The following is a 14,383-nucleotide window of genomic DNA, read 5'->3' on the forward strand; positions in this document are numbered from 1 at the left end:
GATAGATTAATTCCAATTATATGAGATTTATTGTTTCTACATCAACATTACTAAAGCAACTACAGGCTGTTAGCGGGGCCTTGAGCAATAGTACGGTGTTGCCCATACTTGAAAACTTTTTGTTCGAGATAAAAGATGGAAACTTAACAATATCGGCCACCGATCTGCAAACCAGCATGACCACTTCTTTGCCTGTTGAGGCTAAGGAAAATGGCCGTATAGCTATACCATCGCGTATTTTGTTAGAGACTTTAAAGTCGTTGCCAGAGCAGCCGGTAAATTTTTCGGTTGATGATACTACGTTTGCCATTGAAATAAATGCAGGCGACGGTAAATACAAGCTAAACGGCGAAAACGGCGAGGATTTCCCTAAAATACCGGTTGTTGAAAACGCTTCGTCCGTTAATCTTCCCGCTTCCGTTTTAGGCGAAGCGATAAACAAAACCATTTTTGCGGTTAGTAACGATGAGTTGCGCCCGGCAATGACGGGGGTTTACTGCCAGCTGTCTACATCGTCGCTTACGTTTGTAGCTACCGATGCCCACAAACTGGTACGCTATCGCCGTAAAGATGCCAAAGCTGCAAGCACAACATCGTTTATATTGCCTAAAAAAGCGCTTACACTTTTAAAATCATCGCTGCCAAGCGACGATGTAAACGTTGCAGTTGAATACAACAGCACCAGCGCATTTTTTAAATTTGGCAACATTAACCTGGTTTGCCGTTTGATAGACGAACGTTACCCTGATTACGAAGCGGTTATCCCGTTAAACAATCCAAATAAACTAAGTATCGACCGCCAGGCATTTTTAGGCTCACTTAGCCGCGTTGCTATTTATGCCAATAAAACTACCCACCAGGTAAGGCTTAAAATAAACGGCAGCGAACTAAATATATCATCAGAAGACATTGATTTTGCCAACGAGGCGCACGAACGTTTAAGCTGCCAGTACGAAGGTGAGGATATGGAGATTGGTTTTAATGCCCGCTTCCTTATCGAGATGCTTAAAAACTTAAGCTGCGAAGAAGTATCGCTTGAAATGTCGACTCCTAACCGTGCAGGTATCCTGTTGCCACAGGGTGGTGACGAAAACGAAGATGTACTGATGCTGGTTATGCCGGTAATGTTAAATAGCTACGCATAAACGGTGAGTAGTGAATGGAGAGTGGTGAGTGGTTTTAGTACTGATTAAATCCGCCAACTGCCAACTCGCTACTGCAAACTAATAAAAAGAGTCCGGCGTAAAAACCGGACTTTTTTGTTCAACACGATAACAAAACTTATTATAAGCAGTTATAATAGCATTTACTGTATGAAAACCAGGTTAGCCGCTTTATTCTTTATTATTGCTATTACCGTTTTGGCATCATGTAAAAGCAATGATAATGTATTTACAAAAAAGGTTTCAACGGCCATCAATGTTGTAAATGCATCGGCCGATAACATAAATTTTTACGTAAACGGAACCCGCCAAAATAACACGTCGGCGTTGACGCCGGGCGGCCAAACTTTTTACCTTACAGTGCCGGCGGGCTTACAAAACTTTCAAATTAAAAAAGATGGCAGCCCCGATTATTTAATAAGCATACCGCTAAATTTAAAAGACAGTTTATACCATTCGCTTTACATAGCAGGCGAAAGCGTTGATAAAACATTAGTAACTATCGATACTTTGATAGTAGACACAAACAAGGTTCAATTACGATTTGTGCATACAACACCCGGCGCCGGTATTTTCGATGTTAAAATTGGCGATACTCTTAAATTTCATTCTGCATTCAAAACATCGTCATCGTTTTTATCTGTTGGGAGCGGGTTAAAAGAAATAAAGGTTTTCGAAACAGGTTCGTCAACACCTAAAATAGACACCATCGTGTCAATGTCGCCAAACAAAGGATACACGATATTTACGAAAGGTACGCTAACCGGAACAGGCAGTTCAAAATTCAGCCTGGGCGTGGCGCTTAATTTTTAATAGGATATGAGTTCAAAAATAAAATGGAAAATATCGGCCTGCGTGCTTACTTTTTTAGCAGTATTTTGGTTTGTGTCGATATTATCTTCGTGTGGTAAAGGCGCTAACGTAAGTACTGCAAGTCTCAACATTAAATACGAAGTATTAAACTTAAGCCCGGATGTTTTACCTATCGACCTTTATATAAGGTTCCTCAAAACAAATAACACGCCGTTTAGATATTCGGTAAACCAGGGATATTTTGTGGTGCCATATACCGACACCCCGTACCTCATACGATCTAACAGGATAAACGGCGGACCTGCTATACTCTCCCGGTCGGATATTTTGACCAGGAACGCGCAATACAGTCTTTTTATAACAGGCACCGTTGCCGATAATTCGCTCAAGACAATTTTTACCGTCGACACCGCCATCCTGCCCAAAGTTGGCCGTGGAAAAGTACGTTTTGTTGACGCCTCCCCATCGGGTATTAACGGACTTGATGTTTATGCCAACGGCACGAAAGCGTTCAGCAAGATAAAGTATCCCACTTTTTCGGACTTTGTTGAATTACCAATTGGCAACTACGATTTCCAGGTTTATGCGACCGGTTCATCCTCTGTACTAACAACCTTAACAAACTTTCAAATTGATGATGGTAAGTTGTACACCCTATACGCTTACGGCTACACCACCAGGCCGGATTCAGCTGCGTTTAATGCTGCGATAATTACTAATAAGTAGAGGGGAACCGTTGTAAAGTTGAAAGGTTTGAAAGTTGAAAAGTTATCAGTGAACTTAGAAATTTTTTAGGTAACCGGTATTAACATTGCAACTTTTCAACGTTCCAACTTTCCAACAAATAAAAACCTATCAACAAAAAAACATACTTTTGCCCAAATCTTAAAACAGTGGAAGTAATTAAAGGCATTATTGATTTTATTTTACACATCGACAAGCATTTGTCTGATATTATCAGCCAATATCACGGCCTTACTTATCTAATATTGTTTGCCATAATTTTTGCCGAAACCGGCTTTGTGGTTACACCATTTTTACCCGGCGACTCACTGCTGTTTGCTGCAGGTGCGCTTATCGCCGGCGGGGCTACCGGCTTAAATATATTTCTATTAGGCATTATATTAATAGTCGCCGCATTTGCCGGCAACACCGTTAATTACCTGCTGGGCAACTACCTGGGGCCTAAGGTGTTTAAAGAAAAAAACAAGATACTAAAGCTTGATTATTACCTGCAAACCAAGGCTTTTTTTGACAAACACGGCGGCAAGGCTGTTATTTTTAGCCGCTTTATGCCAATAATACGCACCATTGCACCCTTTGTAGCAGGTGTGGGCAAAATGCCGATAGGCCGTTATAGTTTATATAATATTATTGGCGGTGCTGCCTGGATAATTCTTTTCTTGTTCGCCGGTTTTGAATTGGGTACTATACCTTTTTTTAAAGCCCATTTTGCACTGATCGGGGTTGCAATTATCCTGATTTCAATTATCCCGCCAATTTATGCGGCAATAAAAAGCCGGGGGTCTAAGAAACCTGCTCGCTAATACCACCAAATTTCTTACGGGCTTTTTTTCCTCGTACTGCAAATAAAAAGCTGTAAAGAAAAGGTATTGCCATGTATATAAAACCCGATGAGCCTTTATATTGAATAGGGGCTATCAAAACAAATAATATACCTGCTATACCCAGGCAGGCATTTAACAGGTTGACCAATATAAAGGTATCCGTTTCGAACATTTCGCCTGGCGAGAGGTTTATTTCGACCGCCTTCTTTTTGGCGTGGGCATACATCAGGTAAAATAGGGTATAAATTGCAGCGTAACCCGAGTGGTAAACATACATCAAAGTTGGCTGCTGCTGTTCGGTGATCATAATTCCAACATGGCCGTGATCGTTGTATTGGCCGCCCGAAAACAATAAAAAGGAACTTCAGCGGGTACACGTACATCAGCACCACAAAAAGCAGCATCGCATTTAACGAAGTAACACGCGCGTTATTAAGGCCATACCTGCGGAAATAAATATTTTGGTTGTTCCATATCATAAACAGGATACCAAAACAACAGGCAAATGCAAAAAAGCCCTTAAACACCTCGAAAAGTTCATCAAATGTTCGCGGCACCTCCAGCGATACCATAATCAGCGTAATTGCAAAAGCAAAAACAGCATCGCTAAAAGTTTCAAGTCTCGACGGTTCGTGGCTGCGCCATACAAATACCGATTCTTTCTTTTTGGTTATAGAGGCTATTTTTTTTCTCATGCGTAGTTATTCAGATAAAACTACCACTTTTCCGGCTCTGTACAAAGCTTCCTCGTTTTGTATTTTCGTTTTTTCGGCATCGCCCATCGGCTTTGCAATTAATTTATTCAAATCGGGCTGGCCGGCATCAACCCAAGCCGAATACCAGTAACTACCCACAGATAATATTGACTCCCGCATGCGGCGCTGAACCATACCTTTGAACATTTTTTGATAGGCTTCAGCGTATCCTGCAGAATAATCCTTAACCTCCTTTTGCCCACGCCGTACCATTGCATACTTTTTATCAGCCGGGAAGCTTTTATTGAGCAGGCGTTCAAAACGGAGCACTGTATCAACGCTTGCAAACGAACTGCGGCATATTTTAAAAGCCTCGGTTAAGGGATTTTGAATATAACGTGCTTTGCCCGCATAATAATGATAATGGTCGCCAAACAGCTCGGGGAGCCGGCTTTCCCATAAAGCATGTATGCCGGTTTGGTTGGTTAGCTGCCCGTTATAGTTTTGTGTTAAATGCAAAGGCACATGGGCATCCGCAATATAATGCCCAAGGTTGGCTGATGTATTTAATATGGCAGTTGTGTCGTGCTCTTTAAACGCCCGCACCAACCTGTAATAATTGTATTGAATAGTCCAGGGTACTGTTCCGTACTTATCGAGTGTGTCTGCTGTATATTTCGCAGCGGCATCGTACCAGTTATGCGGGATGCGTTTAAAGGGGGCATTCCCATAATGGTCGGCGTTCAGAAAATGCCGCCTGGCCTCAGTTGAATCCACGTAACGCCGTTTGTCGGCGCTGATGGCATGCTGGGTCAGATAGTCGATATTAGCGCGGTAAAAACCAGCCATTGGCTTAGGCAAGGTGTAAACAGCGAAGCGGCCAATACGGTAGTGGGCATAAAATCCCCAGGAGCAGCACGTCGTTACAATTAAAATAGCCGCGCTAAGCTTCAGGAAAAATTTCATAACCAAATATAATGCGAATGTTTAATTCAACCCGGTGCAAATGACAATTACCTGGATTTTGGATAGTTTGAGCAAACATTTCAACCTTAAAACATTACAACTTTTCAACATCACTAAAAAAATAAAAAAGGTGTTTGATATTAAAAATAATCACCCTATATTTGCAGTCCTTAAAAATATAAGAAAGAATAACAAAGCTATACAATGGCAAATCATAAATCATCATTAAAAAGGATCCGTTCGAACGCTGCTAAACGCTTACGTAACAGGTACCAGGCTAAAACCACCAGGAACGCCATAAAAAAATTAAGAGGCACAACCACCAAAGCTGATGCAAGTGCGCTTTTAGTTAAAGTTATATCAATGCTTGACCGTTTGGCTAAAAAGAATGTTATTCATAAAAACAAAGCGTCGAACAATAAGTCGAAACTTACAAAGTTTGTTAACGGCTTAAAATAATATAAAGATTTTTTCCAACAAAAACCCGCTTCAGTAAAACGAAGCGGGTTTTTCTGTTTTATCGCCTCCCGTTTTAAAGTGTTCAGAAAAAAATAAAAAAAATACCGAACAAAGTCGCCCCCGCACCACGTATAAAAGGCTGTAAAACAGACATTGTGCTAAACGCTATTAAAACTAAAAACAATTGACTTTGAGGATTTATATTACCTTATCACTATTATTTGTTTCAATTTCAGGGTTTGCCGGTATCGACAGGGGTCGGGTAGACAGCCTGAAAACATTGATAGCATCAAAGCTAGCAGGGGCCGATACTACAAGTATTAACAGGCTAAATAACCTTGCTGCAAGCTACTTTGATTCCAACCCGGACAGTACCCTTTATTACGGGCACAAGAGCGTCGACCTATCGCGTAAAATTAACTATAGGGCCGGCCTCGCAAACGGACTGGTACAAACCGGCCACGCCAATTTTTTCAAAGGACGGTTTGCCCAGGGGCAACAAGATTTTGATGAAGCAATTACTATTTACAAAAGCTTAAATGATTTACAGGGGCTTGGCAATGGCTACAAATTATACGGCCGCATGGACAATTTGCTGGCCAAATACGAAGTAGCCTTGCGTTACCTGAACCTTGCGCTTGATATTAACAAAAAGCTCAAAAACGACGATGAAATTGCCGACTGCTATAAAAACATAGGTATAGTATATTTTAGCGAAGGCCAAAACTCAACCGCACTTGATTATTACTACAAAGCCCTTGAAATTACACTGAAAAAGAATGACAACAATGCCTCTGCAGCTATTTACAACGACATTGGCGTAGTACTGCAAGGTATGGAAGTGTATCCAAAGGCGCTTGAATACTATAAAAAGGCGCTAAACCTCTTTAAAGGCATAAATAACCTTACTGGTGTTGGTACCATTAACGAGAATATCGGCGAAGTTTTAATTGCACATAAAGAATACGACCGGGCAATTATTCACCTTACAAAGGCCCTTAACATTGCCAAAAAGCAGGACGACAAGGATGGCATAAGCTCCGTTTATACCGACTTTGGTTTGTGTTACGCACATAAAAATCAGTTTGCCCTTGCAAAAAGTTATCTTGACAGCTCGTTGCAGGTTGCCACCAAATATAAAATAGTTTATAACCAAGCTTACGCCCTAATAGGTTTGGCAACCATGTATAACCTGCAAAAGGATTATAAGAATGCGTTTATTTATGCCACTGAAGGGCAAAACGTGGCGGCTACATTGCGTAACTTAACGGTACGCTCAAATGCAGCGTTACAATTAAACAAAACGCTGGCAGGATTAGGCAGATACGATGACGCCTACCAAATGCTGCGCAGGTATAACGAACTTAAAGACAGCCTTAATAATAACGAGAGCCTGCAAAAATTAACATCATACAACCTTGCCCTTGATTTTGCGTCAAAGGAGCATCAAATTGCCGAACAACATCGCGAAAAAGACGAATCGTACAAGCAAAGGATAAAGCAGCAGCGCCTGATAAATACCATTTTCTTAACTATCATAGCGGCCATGATCGCCGTTTCGTTTGTGTATTACAGGCAAAAACGCAAGCAGCAAAAAATAAATGCCATGCTCGAGGAGAAAAACAGCGAGGTGCTGCAACAGAAAGCCGACCTTGATGACCAGGCACAAAAACTAAATAACCTGAATACTTTAAAAGACCGATTGATATCGGTACTGGCGCATGACCTGCGGGCGCCATTAAGCACCTTACGGGGCCTATTCAGCCTACTGCAGGACGAAACCATCTCGCACGAACAATTATTGGATATGATACCGAGCGTGCTTAAAAAGCTTGAGTACACATCGGACTTTTTGGACACGTTGTTGTTTTGGATAAACAGCCAGATGGACAACTTTGAAAGTTCGGCAAAGAGCTTTTATTTAAAAGATATTGTTGCATATGAAGCTGAAAGCTATCATGAGCAAGCCAAATTAAAAGGCATCACCCTTATTGATAATGTACCCCATGACGCGGTGGCTTCGGCCGACCCGAATTCGATACGTATTGTTATCCGCAATTTAATCACCAACGCAATAAAGTTTTCAAAACAGAACGACACTATCGAAATCCAGGCCATTCAGCAGGATGACCACAACTATGTTATCTCGGTAAAAGATACTGGTGTAGGCATGAGCGATGATCAGCTTGGCAAATTATTTAAGAGCAAGGTTAACAGTAATGCCGGCACCGACAATGAGTCGGGTACTGGCATGGGAATGTTGTTTTGCAAAGATCTGGTTGAAAAATGCAGTGGAAAGATTTGGGTAACCAGCAAAAAAGACCAGGGCACTAAGTTTTCGTTCACAGTGCCGATGGGAACGTTGACTGAAAAGCGACTGGAAGTGGCCTAATCGATACCTGCTATAAATTCGTAAGCCCGATAAAAATATTCTCCAGCGTTTTCCCTTTATTTTTGCTGCGCAAACCTTCCAGCGTATCGTCAGCAACTATTTTGCCTTTGTTTATAATTATTACCTGGCTGCATACGGCTTCAACTTCCTGCATAATATGGGTGGATAAGACTACAGTTTTTGTTTTTCCCAAATCAAGTATCAGCTGGCGTATGCCAATCAATTGATTAGGGTCAAGGCCCGATGTTGGCTCGTCCAATATCAATACGTCGGGATTATGCAGAATGGCTTGTGCGAGCCCTACACGCTGGCGGTAGCCCTTTGAAAGTTGCCCTACTTTTTTGTGTTGTTCGGGCCCCAGGCCGGTTTGCTCAATAACTTCTGCTATCCGCTTCTGCGGTGATTTCATCTGGTGAATACCCGCAATAAACGCCATCGACTCCTTAACATAAATATCAAGGTACAAAGGGTTGCTTTCGGGCAGGTAGCCCACATTGCGTTTAACATCTATTGCCTGGGTTTCAACATCAAACCCGCATACTGTTGCCCTACCCGAGGTTTGCGGGATAAAGCCCGTAAGTATTTTCATGGTAGTTGATTTACCCGCGCCATTCGGGCCTAAAAAACCCAATACTCCGGGGCCGGCGCTAAAGCTGATACTATCAAGCGCCTTTTGCGCCCCATAAACTTTTGATAATGCGTCAACGACAATACTCATAGCTCAAAAGTATTTCATTTATTTCGGAATTCGGATTTTCGATTTCGGATTTTAAATAAATAAAGTTTAGATTCCCATCCCATATAAGCAAACCCGCCAAAAAAGCAGGTGATTCTCATGGCATTGTAATCAAAATCTCCTCTGTTTGTCACCACAAAATAAAACCATACATTTAGGCATATTTGCGATAATTTAATTGTCATATTGTCACTTATACAATTGCGGCAAGCTATTTGAATACCATATATTTGTAACACAAAAAATTAAAATTTAAAAATCATGGCTTTAGAAATAACTGATGCAAACTTTGACGAACTCGTCCTTAAATCTGACAAACCAGTATTAATTGATTTTTGGGCTGAATGGTGCGGACCTTGTAGAATGGTTGGCCCTGTAGTTGAAGAAATTGCAAAAGAATATGAAGGCAAGGCGGTTGTAGGTAAAGTTAATGTAGACCACAATCCAGGTATCTCTGTAAAATTTGGTATCAGAAATATACCAGCGTTGTTATTCTTCAAAAATGGCGAAATTGTTGACAAACAAATAGGCGCTGTTCCAAAATCTGTTCTGACTGATAAATTGGCTAAGCAATTGGTGTAACTTTAATTTCACCGATTTTATAAAAAGATTACACCGATTGGTTTTGCTGGTCGGTGTAATTTTTTTTATAATTGACGTTATCATTTGCAGCAATAGTAATCGGTGAAATCAGTTCTAAAATCGGTGTAATCCCTCAATAATGTTAAATGACGACCAGCATATACGACACTTAGCCAACCTCGAGCTTTTAGCCCGCCAGGTGGTTGAGGGTTTTATTACTGGTTTGCACCAAAGCCCTTTCCACGGGTTCTCGGTAGAGTTTGCGGAACACCGGCTATACAATAACGGCGAGTCAGTTAAAAATATCGACTGGAAGCTGCTTGCCCGTACCGATAAGTTGTTTGTAAAGCAATTTGAGGAAGAAACCAATCTGCGTTGCTATCTGCTGTTGGATACGTCCTCGTCTATGAATTTTCCTGATAAGGGGATAAACAAACTTCAATTCTCTATTTATGCTATTGCATCCCTCATGCACCTGTTTAAAAAGCAGCGCGATGCATTTGGGCTGTGCCTTTTCAGCGATAAGGCGGATTTAATAACCCAGGTAAAATCAACCACATCACACCTTTTTTACCTGTATGCCGAGTTGGAAAAAGCATACAATTATCCTAAAATTAATACAGCTACCAATATTACCCAAGTGCTGCACCAGGTGGCCGGTCAAATTCACCAGCGCTCAATGATTATATTGTTTAGCGATATGCTGGAAAACAGCCTTAACCCTGAAAAAATGCTGGCGCTGTTTGCCGCCATACAGCATTTAAAATATAACAAGCACGAGGTAATTATTTTCAATGTAAGCGACAAACACAAAGAGGTTGACTTTAATTTCGATAACCGCCCCCACCAGTTTGTAGATATTGAAAGCGGCGAGCAGGTGCGCGTACACCCGGGCAAAATTCGTGATGCATATGTATCGTCATTAACCTATTATCGCCACCAATTGGAGCTGAAATGCGCGCAATACCACATAGATATTATTGATGCATATATTGAAGACGGTTACAACAATGTGCTAAAATCGTACCTCATCAAACGCAATAAGATGATATAAAAAAAAGCTGTCCTTTTCTTCAAAAGACAGCTTTATAGGGGTAACAAGGAACTAAAACTCTATACGCCTCAAATTAACGCAGCTATTATGAAGATTTAGTGAAGTTGCTGATTAAATATAAGTTTAATAGCCGTGCCCGTATCACTTGCTGAACTTACCTGGATTTTGATATCGTGAAATGTGGTTATGCTTTTCACTATGGCAAGTCCCAATCCGTAGCTTTCCTTTTCGTCTGTATCCAGTTTCTCGAAACGGTTAAAAGCTTTTTCAATCTGTTGTTCGCTCATGCCAGTACCTGTATCGGCAATTTCAAGTATATATTCGTCGGGGGTTAAATAATCGGTTACGGTAATACTGCCTTGCTCCTTATTGTATTTAATTGAATTGTTAATGATATTAAAAAGCACCGTATGCATCAGGCTATGGTTGCCCCTAATACTGCGGGCATATTTTATGTTGTTTTTAAAAGTTACCTTCCTGTCCTCCAGCCTGTCTTCAAGTTCAAGATAAACTTCGTTTATTATATTGGCAATTTGTATCTCATCATTTTTGTTAAACTGGTTGTTCTCCACTTTTGAAATCAGCAACAAGCTATTTATAATCGATTTCAGGCGGTTTAGCGTTTTAAGCGAAGCAAAAATTTTATTCTCGCTGTCCTCCTGTAATTCTTCATTCAATAAAACATTCTCCAACCTCGAACTGATGATTGATATTGGTGTAAGCAATTCGTGCGATACATTGGCAATAAACTGTTTTTCGAGGATAAACAGATCTGTTATTTTTTTCATCAGGGTGCTGATGCTGTCGTCGAGCAGTTTAAAATCCTGGGTGCTGGTTTCAATCTTGGCATAGTCAAAGTTCATCGGGTCGTTTACCTTAATCAGCTTCCTGTCGATAATCTGGTAAAACGGGGCAAGCAGGTATTTGGTAAAAATAAGGTCGATAACCAGGGTAAGCAACAAAGCAACAACCAGCATCAGCAAGGTAAATTCCCTGATGGTTTGCTTCAGCTGTATTACCGCATCCATGGTATCCCCTATCTCCAGCAGGTAACTATGGCCATCAAAATTAAATTTGTAAGTAAGTATCAGGTAATTGTCCGTGCTTTTTTCAATAGTGCGCGGCTGTGTGCTAAAACTTTCCTTTGAAGTCCTGTTAGCTTGATAAGGTATCGGCTTTAAAAAAATATACTCTTCTTTTAAAATATTATAGTTGGTAAAGCTCTGCTGCTGGTTAAGTATCTGGTTAATCTCTTTTGATGAAAGGTTTTTGATAAACAAATCCTTTTTGTTCCTTAATCGCAGCGATATATGCGCATAGGTAATTTTCTCGAGCGAAAAAAGAATGAGCAACCCTGTAAAAACAATAATAGCCAGCTTTGTGAGCGTGTTATATAAAGCCAGTTTTATTTGCAGTTTCATTTTGGTTGTTAAAAGGTTGTAAAGTTTAAAAGTTGGAAAGTTATTTATAAGCAGCCCGCAACATTTCAACCTTACAACATTCCAACTTTACAACAATGTTCTTCTAAATGTTTACCCTATACCCAATGCTCCTCACTGTTTCAAACCAGTCGATCGCCTCAAATTGCGAAAGCTTTTTACGCAGGTTTTTTACGTGCACATCAACAAAGTTCGAGTCGGAGTTAATCTCCAGCACATCGCCCCAAACATGCTCCGTTAAATTGGTGCGCGATATTACCCGGTTTTTGTTCAATACAAGATAGTTGAATATTTCGTACTCTTTTTTAGTGAGGTTAATCCGTTCGGTATTATAATGAACCGTGCGGTTTTGTATATTAATCCTAAACTCCTTTACGGCAATGTCATTACTCTCCAGCTTGTGTTTGCGCCGGGTAATAGCATGCATACGGGCCAAAAGTTCATTTAACGAAAATGGCTTGGCCAGGTAATCGTCTGCACCTTGTTCAAGTCCAAGTACTCTATCGTCGACCGCGCCGCGGGCTGTTAAAATAATTACGGCATCGTCACGGTCTTTTAACCCTTTAAGCATTTGCAGCAAATCAAAACCATCCCCGTCAGGGAGGTTAAGGTCGAGCAGGATAAAATCGTAGTTATTGACAAAAATCTTCTCGCCGGCAATGCCCTTTGAGCGCGCGTGTTCAATGGTAAAACCTTCATGACTCAAAAATTCATCTATTTCAAGCGCCAGGCCTTTTTCGTCCTCAACTATTAGTACATTCATGGGCAGGCAAGATACTAATTTGGTTTTAAAGGTTATAAGGGTTGTAGGAGTTGCAAATGTTTAACACTTTTACAACCACGGCAGCGTTTACAACTGCTACAACCCAATTTAATAAAATTACCGCAATCAATTTAGGTATATTACTGTTACTGTATAAACGCTTTTTTTAAATATGAGACTTTCCATTGAACGCAAGCCCATAAGAATAAATCCAGATCCGAAACGTGTAATTGCCAGGTTTTTTTTCAATGGAAACGACAGGGCCAAAGAAGTAATCCAACGGGTTATGGCGCTCGACGAGGATACCGCATTTGGTATAGTTTCGCCCTTATTGCAGGAATATTCCAAAAGGCATCGAAATATAACACGGGCCCTAAATCGGCATTGCAGCAAATTAAAGCCACTTTTTACCGAACTTGAAATAGATTACGATACATTAACGGTTTATCGTAAGCTGCTTATAGGTTCATACTTTACGCATGAATATTCTATCGAATCGGCAGCATTTTTTAACCCTTCGATAGTGGAAGACCCCGACCAAACGGAGCTGCAGGAAGGTCAGCGGCGCGTAATCATCAGTTTTCGTGCAGTTGGCGAAGGGCATATATCGTCTATAACTTTCAGGCGCGCACTAATCGACCAGGCGAACAATATAACCGTAACGCCAGCCGGCAGCTATATTGACGAGGCCGAAATTGTGCGGAACGCGGTTTATAATAAAAAATTGTTTTTTGAAAAAGCCGCAGTAACTCAAATCGATATCAATGTTTTAAATGAGCTTGAATCAAAACTTGATCATCATTTTGAATACGCAAACCTGCGCCGCATAATCAGCGATTCGCAAAAACTGCAGGAAACTGATCTGAAAAGGCTGGAATACGACAAAGTACTGTGGCTGGCCGACTCCTACTACGAAATTGTTTTTTCGCTTGATACCGATATATCCGACAGGGTGATCTTCCCCATATCAGAATATGAGCGTAAAGGAATAGAAGACGCAAGGTTTGTCCATTTTAAAAATGATGACGACAGCATGGTTTATTACGCCACTTATACGGCCTACGATGGGTCACTAATTATGCCCAAGCTGCTGCAAACTAACGATTTTTATAACTTTAAGATAATGCCGTTGTACGGAGCTGGCGCCCAAAACAAAAATCTTGCGCTGTTCCCCCGCAAGATTAACGGCAAATTTGTAATGATATCCAGGATTGATGGTTGCAACAACTACATCATGTATTCAGACAAGATAAATATTTGGGAAAAGCCGATAAAACTACAGGAACCCAAATTTAGCTGGGAATTTATACAAATAGGTAATTGCGGCTCGCCAATTGAAACAAAAAAGGGTTGGATAGTAATTACCCACGGCGTAGGCCCAATGCGCCGGTATGTACTTGGTGCCAGCCTGCTTAAGCTCGACGACCCGGAAGTGGAAATTGGCCGCCTTAAAGAACCCCTGCTGATACCCAACAGCGACGAACGGGAAGGATATGTACCGAATGTATTGTATTCATGCGGCGCGCTGGTACATAACGGGAAATTAATAATACCCTACGGTGTATCCGATTCATCCACCGCCTTCGCCGAAGTTGATCTTAATGAACTGGTTAATAAGCTAATTGAAGATAAAAAGGAAAGCGATAAAGCCGCAAAGTAATTACTTGAATTTTTATCAGCTTTAGCACACAAAATTCCGATTTAGTATACACATTTCACTACGTCTCCGTTTTCTATTGCCGGTTTATGGCTT

General features: G+C 40.9%; 14 protein-coding genes. 9 read left to right on the top strand and 5 right to left on the bottom strand.

Translation table 11 applies throughout. From position 1 onward, the window contains the following. Positions 1-20: 20 nt before the first annotated feature. The 4 genes from dnaN to NAF19_RS01320 all read left to right on the top strand — a co-directional run bounded on the left by dnaN (position 21) and on the right by NAF19_RS01320 (position 3,523). Complete coding sequence (dnaN, locus tag NAF19_RS01305; protein ID WP_252787933.1) at positions 21-1,145, top strand: DNA polymerase III subunit beta; 1,125 nt, start codon at positions 21-23, stop codon at positions 1,143-1,145. A 168-nt stretch (positions 1,146-1,313) separates the two neighbouring features. Beyond that, entirely contained in the window at positions 1,314-1,976 is a 663-nt protein-coding gene (locus tag NAF19_RS01310; RefSeq protein WP_252787934.1) for a DUF4397 domain-containing protein, read from the top strand. A gap of 6 nt (positions 1,977-1,982) precedes the next feature. After that, positions 1,983-2,702 (top strand): DUF4397 domain-containing protein, encoded by a 720-nt coding sequence (locus NAF19_RS01315; protein WP_252787935.1) that lies wholly within the window; start codon positions 1,983-1,985, stop codon positions 2,700-2,702. 167 nt (positions 2,703-2,869) lie between these two features. After that, complete coding sequence (locus NAF19_RS01320) at positions 2,870-3,523, top strand: VTT domain-containing protein (protein WP_252787936.1); 654 nt, start codon at positions 2,870-2,872, stop codon at positions 3,521-3,523. Between the two features lie 95 nt (positions 3,524-3,618). Here NAF19_RS01320 and NAF19_RS01325 read toward each other — a convergent pair whose 3' ends face one another. Together NAF19_RS01325 and NAF19_RS01330 are read right to left on the bottom strand one after the other, a co-directional pair. Continuing rightward, complete coding sequence (locus NAF19_RS01325; RefSeq protein WP_252787937.1) at positions 3,619-4,239, bottom strand: TMEM175 family protein; 621 nt, start codon at positions 4,237-4,239, stop codon at positions 3,619-3,621. 6 nt (positions 4,240-4,245) lie between these two features. Further along, positions 4,246-5,205 (bottom strand): zinc dependent phospholipase C family protein, encoded by a 960-nt coding sequence (locus NAF19_RS01330; RefSeq protein ID WP_252787938.1) that lies wholly within the window; start codon positions 5,203-5,205, stop codon positions 4,246-4,248. A 204-nt stretch (positions 5,206-5,409) separates the two neighbouring features. Between NAF19_RS01330 and rpsT the strand changes: the two genes are divergently transcribed. Next, positions 5,410-5,664 (top strand): 30S ribosomal protein S20, encoded by a 255-nt coding sequence (gene rpsT / locus NAF19_RS01335; protein ID WP_252787939.1) that lies wholly within the window; start codon positions 5,410-5,412, stop codon positions 5,662-5,664. Positions 5,665-5,854: 190 nt separating this feature from the next. Further along, entirely contained in the window at positions 5,855-8,056 is a 2,202-nt protein-coding gene (locus NAF19_RS01340; RefSeq protein WP_252787940.1) for a tetratricopeptide repeat protein, read from the top strand. A gap of 10 nt (positions 8,057-8,066) precedes the next feature. On the opposite strand, the gene NAF19_RS01345 is transcribed toward NAF19_RS01340, so the two are convergent. Then, a complete protein-coding gene (locus NAF19_RS01345) occupies positions 8,067-8,774 on the bottom strand; it encodes an ATP-binding cassette domain-containing protein (protein ID WP_252787941.1) in 708 nt (235 codons plus the stop codon). Between the two features lie 279 nt (positions 8,775-9,053). On the opposite strand from NAF19_RS01345, the gene trxA reads away from it, so the two are divergent. Beyond that, positions 9,054-9,374, top strand: a complete 321-nt coding sequence (gene trxA, locus NAF19_RS01350; RefSeq protein ID WP_252787942.1) for a thioredoxin — start codon at positions 9,054-9,056, stop codon at positions 9,372-9,374. 139 nt (positions 9,375-9,513) lie between these two features. Continuing rightward, the gene (locus NAF19_RS01355; RefSeq protein ID WP_252787943.1) at positions 9,514-10,428 is read left to right on the top strand and encodes a DUF58 domain-containing protein; all 915 of its coding nucleotides are present in this window, start codon (positions 9,514-9,516) and stop codon (positions 10,426-10,428) included. Between the two features lie 95 nt (positions 10,429-10,523). On the opposite strand, the gene NAF19_RS01360 is transcribed toward NAF19_RS01355, so the two are convergent. Continuing rightward, a complete protein-coding gene (locus NAF19_RS01360; RefSeq protein WP_252787944.1) occupies positions 10,524-11,849 on the bottom strand; it encodes a sensor histidine kinase in 1,326 nt (441 codons plus the stop codon). A gap of 103 nt (positions 11,850-11,952) precedes the next feature. Next, positions 11,953-12,630 carry a response regulator transcription factor gene (locus NAF19_RS01365; protein ID WP_252787945.1) on the bottom strand — a complete coding sequence of 226 codons (678 nt, stop codon included), beginning with the start codon at positions 12,628-12,630 and terminating at the stop codon, positions 11,953-11,955. A 172-nt stretch (positions 12,631-12,802) separates the two neighbouring features. On the opposite strand from NAF19_RS01365, the gene NAF19_RS01370 reads away from it, so the two are divergent. Further along, positions 12,803-14,290: a glycoside hydrolase family 130 protein gene (locus NAF19_RS01370; RefSeq protein ID WP_252787946.1), complete on the top strand. Its 1,488-nt coding sequence runs from the start codon at positions 12,803-12,805 to the stop codon at positions 14,288-14,290. The last annotated feature ends 93 nt before the right edge of the window (positions 14,291-14,383 follow it).

Origin of the sequence: Mucilaginibacter flavidus (genome assembly GCF_024055575.1) — a bacterium.
GTDB lineage: Bacteria > Bacteroidota > Bacteroidia > Sphingobacteriales > Sphingobacteriaceae > Mucilaginibacter > Mucilaginibacter flavidus.

Coding starts and splice junctions, on each gene's coding strand:
- NAF19_RS01365 (WP_252787945.1), bottom strand. CDS start 12,630: ATGAATGTACTAATAGTTGAGGACGAAAAAGGCCTGGCGCTTGAAATA.
- NAF19_RS01355 (WP_252787943.1), top strand. CDS start 9,514: ATGTTAAATGACGACCAGCATATACGACACTTAGCCAACCTCGAGCTT.
- NAF19_RS01360 (WP_252787944.1), bottom strand. CDS start 11,849: ATGAAACTGCAAATAAAACTGGCTTTATATAACACGCTCACAAAGCTG.
- NAF19_RS01315 (WP_252787935.1), top strand. CDS start 1,983: ATGAGTTCAAAAATAAAATGGAAAATATCGGCCTGCGTGCTTACTTTT.
- NAF19_RS01370 (WP_252787946.1), top strand. CDS start 12,803: ATGAGACTTTCCATTGAACGCAAGCCCATAAGAATAAATCCAGATCCG.
- NAF19_RS01325 (WP_252787937.1), bottom strand. CDS start 4,239: ATGAGAAAAAAAATAGCCTCTATAACCAAAAAGAAAGAATCGGTATTT.
- NAF19_RS01345 (WP_252787941.1), bottom strand. CDS start 8,774: ATGAGTATTGTCGTTGACGCATTATCAAAAGTTTATGGGGCGCAAAAG.
- dnaN (WP_252787933.1), top strand. CDS start 21: ATGAGATTTATTGTTTCTACATCAACATTACTAAAGCAACTACAGGCT.
- NAF19_RS01330 (WP_252787938.1), bottom strand. CDS start 5,205: ATGAAATTTTTCCTGAAGCTTAGCGCGGCTATTTTAATTGTAACGACG.
- rpsT (WP_252787939.1), top strand. CDS start 5,410: ATGGCAAATCATAAATCATCATTAAAAAGGATCCGTTCGAACGCTGCT.
- trxA (WP_252787942.1), top strand. CDS start 9,054: ATGGCTTTAGAAATAACTGATGCAAACTTTGACGAACTCGTCCTTAAA.
- NAF19_RS01310 (WP_252787934.1), top strand. CDS start 1,314: ATGAAAACCAGGTTAGCCGCTTTATTCTTTATTATTGCTATTACCGTT.